The 11643-nt window shown below is 67.0% G+C and carries 10 protein-coding genes; 5 read left to right on the top strand and 5 right to left on the bottom strand.

What is annotated here, in order from left to right:
- Positions 1-13: 13 nt before the first annotated feature.
- The 3 genes from RU09_RS03680 to tkt are packed head-to-tail and all read right to left on the bottom strand — an operon-like array spanning position 14 to position 4823.
- Positions 14-1621, bottom strand: coding sequence for a glucose-6-phosphate isomerase (locus tag RU09_RS03680; RefSeq protein ID WP_042537592.1), 1608 nt, complete (start codon positions 1619-1621; stop codon positions 14-16).
- A complete protein-coding gene (gene tal, locus RU09_RS03675) occupies positions 1618-2730 on the bottom strand; it encodes a transaldolase (protein ID WP_042537591.1) in 1113 nt (370 codons plus the stop codon). The genes RU09_RS03680 and tal overlap by 4 nt, the downstream gene beginning before the upstream one ends.
- Entirely contained in the window at positions 2727-4823 is a 2097-nt protein-coding gene (gene tkt / locus RU09_RS03670) for a transketolase (RefSeq protein WP_042537773.1), read from the bottom strand. The genes tal and tkt overlap by 4 nt, the downstream gene beginning before the upstream one ends.
- A 359-nt stretch (positions 4824-5182) precedes the next feature.
- On the opposite strand from tkt, the gene RU09_RS03665 reads away from it, so the two are divergent.
- Entirely contained in the window at positions 5183-6097 is a 915-nt protein-coding gene (locus tag RU09_RS03665; RefSeq protein ID WP_376708833.1) for a heme o synthase, read from the top strand.
- Here the strand turns inward: RU09_RS03665 and RU09_RS03660 are convergent.
- The gene (locus tag RU09_RS03660) at positions 6043-6483 is read right to left on the bottom strand and encodes a hypothetical protein (protein ID WP_042537768.1); all 441 of its coding nucleotides are present in this window, start codon (positions 6481-6483) and stop codon (positions 6043-6045) included. The genes RU09_RS03665 and RU09_RS03660 overlap by 55 nt on opposite strands.
- Before the next feature lie 85 nt (positions 6484-6568).
- Positions 6569-7687 (bottom strand): COX15/CtaA family protein, encoded by a 1119-nt coding sequence (locus tag RU09_RS03655; RefSeq protein WP_052492846.1) that lies wholly within the window; start codon positions 7685-7687, stop codon positions 6569-6571.
- A 232-nt stretch (positions 7688-7919) separates the two neighbouring features.
- Between RU09_RS03655 and sufB the strand changes: the two genes are divergently transcribed.
- Genes sufB through sufC form a run of 4 tightly spaced genes read left to right on the top strand, consistent with a single transcriptional unit; the run spans position 7920 to position 11638 of the window.
- On the top strand, positions 7920-9338 hold the full coding sequence (gene sufB, locus RU09_RS03650; protein WP_042537589.1) for a Fe-S cluster assembly protein SufB: 1419 nt from the start codon (positions 7920-7922) through the stop codon (positions 9336-9338).
- Complete coding sequence (gene sufD, locus RU09_RS03645) at positions 9339-10544, top strand: Fe-S cluster assembly protein SufD (protein WP_042537587.1); 1206 nt, start codon at positions 9339-9341, stop codon at positions 10542-10544.
- Positions 10541-10867: a non-heme iron oxygenase ferredoxin subunit gene (locus RU09_RS03640; protein ID WP_042537584.1), complete on the top strand. Its 327-nt coding sequence runs from the start codon at positions 10541-10543 to the stop codon at positions 10865-10867. Before sufD ends, RU09_RS03640 begins: the two co-directional genes overlap by 4 nt.
- Entirely contained in the window at positions 10868-11638 is a 771-nt protein-coding gene (gene sufC, locus RU09_RS03635; protein ID WP_042537582.1) for a Fe-S cluster assembly ATPase SufC, read from the top strand.
- The last annotated feature ends 5 nt before the right edge of the window (positions 11639-11643 follow it).

Below are 11643 nucleotides of genomic sequence, written 5' to 3'. Positions count from 1 at the left end.
ATTCTCCTGGCTGTTACTTCTGTGCGGCTTCGAAGAGGGTGAGGACGTCGGCCGACGAATCGGTGATCGTCAGGGAGACGACCGGGCGGCCGTGCTCGGCCAGGACGCCGGCATCGCCGGCCGCCTGTGCCTCGATGAGCTGGCCGAACGTGAACGGTCGCTCGGGGATCTCGAGATCGACGTCGGTGCGCTCCAGGATCTGCAGGAACACACCCTGCGCCGGTCCGCCCTTGTGATACTGGCCGGTGGAGTGCAGGAACCGGGGTCCCCAACCGAAGGTCGTCGGCCGACCGGAGTCCGCGGCGACGAGCTCGCGGAGCCCCTGCAGCTGCGGGACGTCGAGCCGGTTGACGTATGCCTGGATCGACACGTATCCGTCTTCCGGCAGTGCCGCCCACAGCGCGTCGAGCACGCCCTCGACGGTTCCGGACGCCGCGAGAGCGGGGTCGGATACGCGAACCTCGACGCCGTTCTCGACGAATGCGGGAGCGGTCGGCGCGGGACGGGCGTCGAGCAGGCCGCGAGCCGCCACCTTGGCGGACTCGACGTCGGGCTGGTCGAAGGGGTTGATGCCGAGCAGGTAGCCCGCGATCGCCGTCGCGTACTCCCACACGACGAGCTGAGCGCCCAGCGATCCACTGACCAGGATCTCGCCCTCGTGCCGTTCGCGGAGGTGGAACTCGTTCGCGTCGTCGACCAGACGCACGATCTGCAGGTCCGACGGCTTCGCGTCGAGCTCGGGCGACACAGGCAGGAGGACGACGGGCAGGATGCCGGTGCTGTCCTTGCCGGTGGATTCGGCGATGAGCTGCTCGATCCAGTCGGGCAGGCCGTTGATGTGCGTGCCGTCGGTGATCAGACCCAGCTTGTCGCGGCGGGGCGACGTGGCGGAGATCGCGGCAGCGAGCCGGAGAGCCGGGTTGTCGGCGGAGTCGATCGCGACCTCGAGGAGCGAGGCGTCGGCCTCGTTCAGGAGCTCGTCGATGTCGGCTCCGGCGAGCCCGGACGGGACGAGACCGAAGGCGGTGAGCGCCGAGTAGCGTCCTCCGACGTTCGGGTCGGCGTTGAAGACGCGGTACCCCGCCTCGCGAGCCGAGACATCGAGCGGCGAGCCCGGGTCGGTGACCACGATGATGCGCTCGAGCGGATCGATGCCCACGTCGCGGAACGCGGCTTCGAACGTGCGACGCTGCGAGTCGGTCTCGACGGTCGAGCCCGACTTCGACGACACCACGAGTGCGGTGTTCTGCAGGCCCTCGTCGAGCGCGGCGAGCACCTGGCCGGGGGCGGTCGAGTCGAGGATCGTCAGCGGGACACCGGCGGTCTGGGCGATCACCTCGGGGGCGAGCGACGATCCGCCCATGCCCGCGAGCACGACGCGCGTCACACCTTTCGCCTGCAGGTCGGCGCGCAGGGCGGCGATCTCGGCGACCAGGGGCCGCGAGACGGACACCGCCTCGACCCACCCCAGGCGGATCGACGCCTCCGATTCGGCTGCCGGGCCCCACAGGGCCGCGTCGCCGCCGGTCACACGCGAGGCGACGAGGTCGTGGACGAGAGCGGGGACCGTCTCGTCGATCGCGACCCGAGCCGCGCCGGAGGCGTGGATCGCAAAGGTCATCGCTGCGCCTCGAGGCCCTCGGCCACCTGCGTCAGCAGGTCGTGCCACGAGTCGATGAACTTGGCGACGCCCTCGTCCTCGAGCACCTGGGTCACGTCGGTGAAGTCGATTCCCAGAGCCTCGAGGCCGGCGAACACCGCTCGCGCGTCCTCGTAGCCACCGGTGATGGTGTCACCGGTGACGACGCCGTGGTCGAAGGTCGCTTCGAGCGTCTTCTCGGGCATCGTGTTGACGACGTCCTTCGCGACGAGCTCGGTGACATACAGAGTGTCGGGCAGCGCCGGATCCTTGACACCGGTCGAGGCCCAGAGCGGACGCTGAGTGTTCGCGCCGAGCTTGATGAGGTCCTGCGCGCGCTTCTCGGCGAACTTCTGCTCGTAGAGCTCGTAGGCGAGACGCGCGTTCGCGAGTCCGGCCTTGCTCTTGAGCGCCTCGGCCTCGTCGGTGCCGATCGCCGAGAGGCGCTTGTCGGTCTCGGTGTCGACGCGCGAGACGAAGAACGAGGCGACGGAGTGGATGCTCGACAGATCGAAGTCGGCGCTGTGCGCGCGCTCGAGTCCGGTCAGGTAGGCGTCGATGACCTCGGCGTAGCGCTCGAGGCTGAAGATCAGGGTGACGTTGACGCTGATGCCCGCCGCGATCGCCTCGGTGATGGCCGGCAGGCCCGCCTTCGTAGCGGGGATCTTCACGAGCAGGTTCGGGCGGTCGACCTTGGCCCAGAGCTTCTTGGCCTGCTCGACGGTGCCCTCGGTGTCATGTGCGAGGTCGGGGGAGACCTCGATCGAGACGCGGCCGTCGACGTGACCCGACTTCTCCCACACGGGGCGGAAGATGTCGAGCGCGGCGGCGACGTCCTGCGTCGTCGCGGCGAAGACGGCTTCTTCGGCCGTCGCGCCGGACGCAGCGAGCTCGGTGACCTGTGCGTCGTACGAGGTGTTGTTCTTGTCGGTGATCGCGTTGGCGAAGATCGTCGGGTTGGTCGTGACGCCGACGACGTTGCGGGTCTCGATCAGCTCGGCGAGGTTGCCGGAGGAGATGCGGGTGCGTGACAGGTCGTCGAGCCAGATGCTGACACCGGCTGCTGCGAGGTCTGCGGTGGGGGTGCTCATGCGTTCTCCTTGATGGTCTCGCGTGCGGCCGCGATGACGGCCTCGGTGGTGATGCCGAACTTCTGGAACAGGGTCTTGTAGTCGGCGGATGCGCCGAAGTGGTCGATGCCGACCGAGCGGCCCCGGTCGCCCACGATGCCGCGCCAGCTGAGCACGGAACCCGCCTCGACCGAGACACGCGCCGTGACGGCCTTCGGCAGGACCGACTCGCGGTATGCCTCGTCCTGCTCCTCGAACCATTCCAGGGACGGAGCGGAGACGACGCGCACGTTGACGCCCTCCTCGGCGAGTGCCGCGCGGGCGTCGACGGCGAGCTGCACCTCGGAGCCCGTCGCGATGATGATCACGTCGGGGGTGCCGTTCGGAGCCTCGGCGAGCACATAGGCGCCCTTCGCGACGCCGTCGGTCGATGCGAAGACATCTCCCTCCGCTGTGCCCTGTCCGCGCTCGAACACCGGGATGTTCTGTCGGGTCAGGGCGATGCCGGCCGGGCCCTCATGCCGACGGAGGATCTCGAGCCATGCGGCTGAGGTCTCGTTGGCGTCGGCAGGGCGCACCAGGGTGAAGTTCGGGATGGCGCGCAGCGTCGCGATCTGCTCGATCGGCTGGTGCGTGGGCCCGTCTTCGCCGAGTGCGACGGAGTCGTGCGTCCAGACGAAGATGCTGGGGACGTTCATGAGGGCGGCCAGACGCACCGGCGGGCGCATGTAGTCGCTGAAGATCAGGAACGTGCCACCGAAGGCGCGAGTCGGGCCATGCAGCACGATGCCGTTGACGATCGCTCCCATGGCGTGCTCGCGGATGCCGAAGTGCAGCACACGGCCGTAGGGGTCGCCCGACCACTCGTGCGTCGACCACTCGGCCGGGATGAAGGACTTGGAGTCCTTGATCGTGGTGAGGTTCGATTCGGCGAGGTCGGCCGAGCCGCCCCAGAGCTCGGGAAGCTCGGCGGCGAGGGCGTTGATGACCTGACCTGACGCCGCGCGGGTCGAGACGTCCTTGCCGCTCTCGAACACGGGGAGCGCCGAGGCGATGTCGGCCGGCAGTTCCTTGGCCTCGAGGCGGTCGAGGAGGGCCTTGCGCTCCGGGTTCGCGGCGGCCCACGCATCGAACGACTGCTGCCATGCGGCGCGGCTCTCGGCGGCACGCTCTGCCAGGCCGCGTGTGCGGGCGAGGACGTCGTCGGCGATCGCGAAGTGCTCGTCGGCGTCGAATCCGAGGACCTTCTTGGTCGCGGCGAGCTCGTCGCCACCCAGTGCCGATCCGTGGATCTTGCCGGAGTTCTGCTTGCCCGGCGACGGCCAGCCGATGATCGTCTTCAGGATGATGAGCGACGGCTTGGAGGTCTCGCCCTTGGCGGCCTCGATGGCGGCATGGAGCTCGGCGACGTCTTCGACGTACTCGCCCGACTTCTTCCAATCGACGGTCTGTACCTGCCAGCCGTAGGCCTCGTAGCGCTTCGCGACGTCTTCAGTGAAGGCGACGTTCGTGTCGTCCTCGATCGAGATCTGGTTGGAGTCGTAGATCGCGATGAGGTTGCCGAGCTCCTGGTGGCCGGCGAGCGAGGACGCTTCGCTGGTGACGCCCTCCTGGAGGTCGCCGTCGCCGGCGATCACGTAGACGAAGTGGTCGAACGGGCTGGTGCCCGCGGCCGCCTCGGGGTCGAAGAGACCGCGCTCGTAACGAGCGGCGTAGGCGAAGCCCACCGCGGAGGCGAGTCCCTGGCCGAGCGGGCCGGTGGTGATCTCGACGCCCTTGGTGTGGCCGTACTCGGGGTGCCCGGGGGTGAGCGAGCCCCAGGTGCGCAGCGCCTTGAGGTCGTCGAGCTCGAGGCCGAAGCCGCCCAGGTAGAGCTGCACGTACTGGGTGAGGGAGGAGTGTCCGACCGAGAGGATGAAGCGGTCGCGGCCGAGCCAGTCGGTGTCGGTCGGGTCGTGACGCAGCACCCGCTGGTAGAGGAGATACGCGGCCGGAGCCAGGCTCATCGCGGTGCCGGGGTGGCCGTTGCCGACCTTCTCCACCGCATCCGCAGCCAGAAGACGCGCGGTGTCCACCGCGCGTCGGTCGATCTCATCCCACTGCAATTCCGACACTGTGAAGCCCTTCTGCAACTGTTCGAGAGCGCCCGGATTGCACGATCGCAGTCCGCAACGCTACGGAAGGGTGTGTGATGTGCGCTGGGCGCGCGAGTCATTTCAGCATAGCGCCGAGGTATGACCCATTACCCCCCTTTACAACGCTCCGCCCTTCCAGTAATTCCATGGATCTGTCGTGGCTCTGCAGCACGGTGGGACTGGGGATCATCGTTCCTGGAACGCGATTCCGTGACGGCCGCGTGAGGCGGACGCAGAGCGCGAACCGGGGCTGACGCCCGGACGGCGGGCGAGCCCATCGCCCCGCGTGCTCTAGACTGGGGAACGCTGTCGTGACGCGTGTGGAGGAGGCGATCGAGATCTCGACGATGTCTGATCAGACCGTTGTGAAGAAGTCCATCGGTCGCACCGTGAAGGCGTACGTCGCCCTCACCAAGCCGCGCGTCCTCGAACTGCTGCTGGTGTCGACCGTCCCGGTGATGTTCCTCGCCCAGGGTGGACTGCCCGACATGTGGCTGGTCCTCGCCACCGTCATCGGCGGATCGTTGAGCGCGGGCTCCGCCGCGGCGTTCAACATGTACCTCGATCGCGACATCGACGCCCACATGCACCGCACCGAGAATCGTCCTCTCGTGACGGGAGAGATCACGCCTCGCGGCGCGCTCATCTTCTCGTGGACCCTGGCCGTGGTCTCGACCGTGTGGCTGTGGTACACCACGAACTGGCTGGCGGCCACGCTGTCGGCATCCGCGATCTTCTTCTACGTCGTGATCTACACGATGATCCTCAAGCGCCGCACCGAACAGAACATCATCTGGGGCGGTATCGCCGGATGCTTCCCGGTTCTCATCGGCTGGGCGGCTGTCACCGGTTCGCTCGACTGGCCGGCGCTCATCCTCTTCGCGCTCATCTTCCTCTGGACCCCGCCGCACTACTGGCCGCTCTCCATGAAGTACAAGGACGACTACGAAGACGTCGACGTGCCCATGCTCGGTGTGACCCGCAACGCCTCGCAGGTCGGTCTCCAGGTCATCCTGTACGCCTGGGCGACCATCGCCTGCTCGCTGCTGCTGATCCCGATCGCGAACATGGGCCTCGTCTACACCGTCTCCGCCCTCGTGTTCGGAGGGTGGTTCATCTATGAATCACACCGTCTGTACAACCAGGCGGTGCGGGGGAACGAGGCGCGGCCGATGCGCGTCTTCCACGCCTCGATCACCTACTTGACGCTGATCTTCGTCGCCGTCGCCGTCGACCCGCTGCTGCCGTTCTGAGCCTCGTCGTCCTCGGCGATCTGCTCGGCATCCGCGTGGGCCGGGCTGTTCTCGACCATCGTGGTCTCGTCGTCGGCGGCGTCTGATTCGGTGTCGCCGTCGAGCGGCTCGACGACGACGGGAGCGGGGGAGGGCAGAAGCGCCTGCACGGCGCTCAGCGCCACCGCGACGAGGATTCCGATGACGCCCGCGCCCAGGAGTGCGGCGCCGACGACGACGAGCGACTGCCCGACGTAGACCTCGATGCCGGTGGCCGTGCCGTCGAGCAGAGTGCTCGTCATGGTGCCGATCTGACCGGCGATGAGCCATCCGCCCACGCCAGCCGAGGCGAGCGAGAGCACGAGGAGGAGCCAGAAGCCGATGCTGCGTGTCAGTGACTTTTTCATGTCGGCCACGATGCACGACCAACTGATGAGCCTCTGATGCCTCAGCTGTGCATCCACTGTGCCGAGGGCTCGGAGCGCGCCGACCTCACGGCCGGGTTAGGCACTCCCTGGGCGCGACGGGCTTCTTCAGATGCAGCACCACGACCGTGTACGTCGCCGCCGAGAGCGACGCGAGCACCATGTGGATGCCGACGAGCAGGGGAGGGAGGCCCTCACGCGCCTGCCAGATGCCGACACCGACCTGCACGAGGATCGCGAGCACGAGCACGAGCAACCACTTGCGGGGTTCGAGCCGCAGCACCCATGCGGAGATGGTGAGCGTGGCGACGAGCGCGGCGAGGATGTATCCGGGCCAGGCGTGGACGTGCGCCAGCACGGTGGCGTCGAACCCGTGACGGAGCACGTCGGCATCACCAGAATGCGGGCCCGAACCGGTGGTGAGCACACCGAAGACGATCGTGACGGCGAGAGCCAGGCCCGTGACGTGGCTCAGGATCGCGAACCACTTCGGGACCGCGCGCTCCCTCGGACCCGGCTGCCCGTACAGGCGCACCAGGAACGCCGCGGTGACGCACACCAGCAGCAGGGAGGAGACGTAGTGGAACCCGACGATGAAGGGGTTCAGGCCGGTGAGCACGGTGATGCCGCCGACGAGCGCCTGTGCGACGACTCCGAGCAGGACGATCCAGGCGAGGACGACGAGATCACGACGGTCGGTCGTCAGACGGAAGGATCGCACCATCGCCGCGATCACGGCGATCAGCAGAGCGCCCATGGCGAACGGAGTCGCGGGAAGCGAGAACAGCGACACGATCACGAAGGTGATGACGGCCGCGAGAATGCCGGCGCCCGCGAAACGCAGGGCGGAGAAGACCAGCAGTCGGCCGCCGACACGTGCGAGCACGAGCAGCAGGACGGCGAGGGCGATGATGCCGACGACGCCCGTCATGACGCGGTTGCCGAACTCGATGATGCCGTGGATGCCCTGATCGGCATAGATCGGCACGAGCGACTCGGGGGTGCAGAGCGGCCATTCCGAGCACCCGAGGCCGGAGCCCGTGAGGCGCACTGCGCCGCCGGTGCCGATGATGATCGTCTGAGCCAGGAAGGACAGCCAGGCGAACACGCGGAGAGCTCGTCCCCAGAGGATCGCATGAGCCGAGGCCGGTGCGTTCACGGGAGAGGAGATCGAGGGCTGGGGCATAAGTCTTCTCCGAACCGCCCGGACACGGCGGGCGGCCCTGTCTTCAGGCGGAACCTGTAGAATCGGATTGTTGTGATGAGCGCTTACCGCGCTGAAGCATCACTAACAGTTTAGGCGCGATGGATGCGCCGGTGATGAGGGCCCACCAACGGCACCCGCTCCCGCAGACTCGACGGGGATCAGGTGTGTCGGGGCGGATGACACCGTTTGGGACCTGTGAGGAGAGTGTGTGATGTCGGATGTGCTGATCGACCGCCCGGAGCTTGACGGCCTGGGGGTGTACGAATTCGGATGGCATGACGAAGATGCCGCCGGAGCCATCGCCAAGCGTGGAATCTCCGAAGAGGTGGTTCGCGGGATCTCGGCGCTCAAGCACGAGCCCGAATGGATGCTGAAGACCCGTCTCAAGGGGTATCAGCTCTTCGGACGCAAGCCGATGCCGACGTGGGGTGCAGACCTCAGCGAGATCGACTTCGACAACATCAAGTACTTCGTGCGCTCCACGGAGAAGCAGGCACAGTCCTGGGAGGACCTCCCCGCGGAGATCCGCGAGACCTACGAGCGCCTCGGCATCCCCGAGGCCGAGCGCCAGCGCCTCGTCGCGGGCGTCGCCGCTCAGTACGAGTCCGAGGTCGTCTACCACCAGATCCGCGAGGACCTGGAGGAGCAGGGTGTCATCTTCATGGACACCGACACCGCTCTGCGCGAGCACCCCGAGTTCTTCGAGGAGTATTTCGGCTCGGTGATCCCGGCCGGGGACAACAAGTTCGCCGCCCTGAACACCGCCGTGTGGTCCGGAGGCTCGTTCGTCTACGTCCCCAAGGGCGTGCACGTCGAGATTCCGCTCCAGGCCTACTTCCGCATCAACACCGAGAACATGGGTCAGTTCGAGCGGACGCTGATCATCGCCGACGAAGACAGCTACGTCCACTACATCGAGGGCTGCACGGCTCCGATCTACAAGTCGGACTCGTTGCACTCGGCCGTGGTCGAGATCATCGTGAAGAAGAACGCCCGCGTTCGGTACACGACGATCCAGAACTGGTCGAACAACGTCTACAACCTCGTCACCAAGCGTGCGGTCGCGCACGAAGGCGCGACGATGGAATGGGTCGACGGCAACATCGGCTCCAAGGTGACGATGAAGTACCCGTCGATCTACCTGATGGGCGAGCACGCCAAGGGCGAGACGCTCTCTGTCGCGTTCGCAGGCCCGGGGCAGCACCAGGACGCCGGCGCGAAGATGATCCACATGGCGCCGTACACCCAGTCGTCGATCGTGTCGAAGTCGATCGCCCGTGGTGGCGGTCGTGCGGGATACCGCGGCGAGGTCCGAGTGGACGCCAACGCGCACCACTCCGCGAACACCGTGCGCTGCGACGCCCTGCTGGTCGACACCAAATCGCGCTCCGACACATATCCCGCGATCGACATCCGTGTGGACGACGTGCAGCTCGGCCACGAGGCGACAGTCTCGAAGGTCAGTGAGGAGCAGCTCTTCTACCTGCAGTCTCGCGGCATGCCCGAGGACGAGGCGATGGCGATGATCGTGCGCGGCTTCATCGAGCCGATCGCACGGGAACTGCCCATGGAGTACGCGATGGAACTGAACAAGCTCATCGAAATGGGCATGGAAGGATCGGTCGGCTAAATGGCGGCCTCGACGACAGCGCCCAGCGAGGCGCAGCACACGAACGCGCACATCGACCCCGCAGCACAGGTCTCCTCCGCCGGATTCGTCCCGGTGCAGACCCGCTCGGAGCGCCCCCACTCCTTCGACCCCGATGACTTCGGTGCTCCCACCGGTCGCGAGGTCAACTGGAAGCACACCCCGGTCGCCAAGCTCTCGCCTCTCTTCGAGGTCGCGGGCGCGGGCGACGGCGTGAGCTACTCCTTCAACTCGGGAGAGCAGTACGTGTCGGCGCCGCTGGCCGCCGGCGACGCACCGCGCGGGGAGGTCTTCCTTGCGGAGGACATCACCGCCGCGATCGCGTGGCAGGGCGCAACCGAAGCGCTCCACATCCGCATCCCGCGTGAAGAAGAGGTCGCTGAGCCGGTCTTCCTCGCGATCGACGGACTCGGTGCAGACCGACGGGCCGACGCCCACATCGTGATCGAGGCGCTCGAGCACAGCTCCGCAACCGTCGTGCTCCAGCACACGGGCGCGGCGCAGTACTCGCAGAACGTCGAGATCATCGTGCGTGACGGAGCGAAGCTCACCGTCATCAGCCTGCAGCAGTGGCAGGACGAGGCCGTGCACACGTCCGCTCACCAGGCTCGCGTCGACGCGGATGCCACGCTCAAGCACTTCGTCATCAGCTTCGGCGGCGGCGTCGTCCGTGTGAACCCGAGCGTCGAGCTCGCGGGTGCGGGCTCGGAGGGATACCTCTACGGCCTCTCGTATGCCGACGCAGGCCAGCACCTCGAGAGCCAGGTCTTCCTGCACCACAAGGGGCCGCACACCAAGGGCGACGTCCTCTACAAGGGTGCGCTCCAGGGCCAGGGCGCGCACAGCGTCTGGATCGGCGACGTGCTGATCGGCGCCGACGCGAACGGCACCGACTCGTACGAGGCGAACCGCAACCTGGTGCTCACCGAGGGCGCTCGCGCCGACTCGATCCCGAACCTGGAGATCGAGACCGGAGACATCCTCGGCGCGGGCCACGCCAGCGCCACCGGTCGTTTCGACGACGAGCAGCTGTTCTACCTGCAGGCCCGAGGGATCAGCGAAGAGGAAGCGCGCCGCCTCGTCGTGCTCGGCTTCCTCACCGACATCGTCCAGCGTCTGGGGATCCCCGCGCTGGAGGCCGAGCTTCTCGCCGCGATCGAGACGGAGCTCGCCGAGGTGAACGCATGACCGCAGAGCGCGTCTGCGGCGTCGCCGAGCTCGAGCAGGACATGCCGCTGCGTGTCGAGCCGAACGGCGTGCCGATCACCGTCATCAAGGACTCCGAAGGCGTCATCCACGCCATCGGAGACACCTGCACCCACGGTGACATCTCACTCTCCGAGGGCTTCGTCGAAGGAGAGACAGTGGAATGCTGGGCCCACGGCTCCGCGTTCTCGCTGCTCACCGGCAAGCCCCAGAATCTCCCTGCTTATGAGCCCGTTCCGGTCTACGTCGTCGAGATCGACGGCGACGACGTGCTCATCGACCCGACTGTGACGAAGGAAGTCTGAATGTCTGTTCTCGAAATCCGCGACCTCTACGTGACGGTCGAGACCGAGGCGGGAATCACCCCGATCCTCAACGGAATCACCCTCACGATGAACACGGGTGAGACGCACGCGATCATGGGCCCCAACGGCTCAGGCAAGTCGACGCTCGCCTACACGATCGCCGGTCACCCGAAGTACACGGTGGCGTCCGGCTCGATCACGTTCGACGGCCAGGACGTCCTCGCGATGAGCGTCGACGAGCGAGCTCGTGCGGGACTCTTCCTCGCGATGCAGTACCCGGTCGAGATCCCCGGCGTGACGGTGACGAACTTCCTCCGCACTGCCAAGACCGCGATCGACGGCGAGGCGCCGGCGATCCGCGGGTGGACGAAGGACGTCAAGACGGCCATGTCCAACCTCCGTATGGACCCGAAGTTCGCCCAGCGCAACGTCAACGAGGGCTTCTCCGGCGGCGAGAAGAAGCGTCACGAGATCCTTCAGCTCGAGGTGCTCAAGCCCAAGTTCGCCGTCCTCGACGAGACCGACTCCGGCCTCGACGTCGACGCGCTGAAGATCGTCTCCGAGGGCGTCAACCGCGCCAAGGAGGCCACGGGTCTCGGCGTGCTGCTGATCACGCACTACACCCGCATCCTCCGCTACATCCGCCCTGACTTCGTGCACGTGATCGTTGCGGGCAAGATCGTCGAAGAGGGCGGCCCGGAGCTCGCCGACCGGCTCGAGGACGAGGGATACGACCGTTTCCTCGACCCCGCAGCCCCGATCGAGGCGTAGGCTGA

The sequence above is a fragment of the Microbacterium sp. MEJ108Y genome (assembly GCF_000834175.1).
GTDB classification, from domain to species: Bacteria; Actinomycetota; Actinomycetes; order Actinomycetales; family Microbacteriaceae; genus Microbacterium; species Microbacterium forte.
Note: the sequence above shows the minus strand (reverse complement) of the source record. Positions and strands in the feature narration are given on the sequence as shown.

Excerpts from the sequence above, each read along its gene's own strand:
- sufD (WP_042537587.1), top strand. The coding sequence starts at position 9,339 with ATGGCGGCCTCGACGACAGCGCCCAGCGAGGCGCAGCACACGAACGCG.
- RU09_RS03640 (WP_042537584.1), top strand. The coding sequence starts at position 10,541 with ATGACCGCAGAGCGCGTCTGCGGCGTCGCCGAGCTCGAGCAGGACATG.
- sufB (WP_042537589.1), top strand. The coding sequence starts at position 7,920 with ATGTCGGATGTGCTGATCGACCGCCCGGAGCTTGACGGCCTGGGGGTG.
- RU09_RS03680 (WP_042537592.1), bottom strand. The coding sequence starts at position 1,621 with ATGACCTTTGCGATCCACGCCTCCGGCGCGGCTCGGGTCGCGATCGAC.
- RU09_RS03660 (WP_042537768.1), bottom strand. The coding sequence starts at position 6,483 with ATGAAAAAGTCACTGACACGCAGCATCGGCTTCTGGCTCCTCCTCGTG.
- sufC (WP_042537582.1), top strand. The coding sequence starts at position 10,868 with ATGTCTGTTCTCGAAATCCGCGACCTCTACGTGACGGTCGAGACCGAG.
- tal (WP_042537591.1), bottom strand. The coding sequence starts at position 2,730 with ATGAGCACCCCCACCGCAGACCTCGCAGCAGCCGGTGTCAGCATCTGG.
- RU09_RS03655 (WP_052492846.1), bottom strand. The coding sequence starts at position 7,687 with ATGCCCCAGCCCTCGATCTCCTCTCCCGTGAACGCACCGGCCTCGGCT.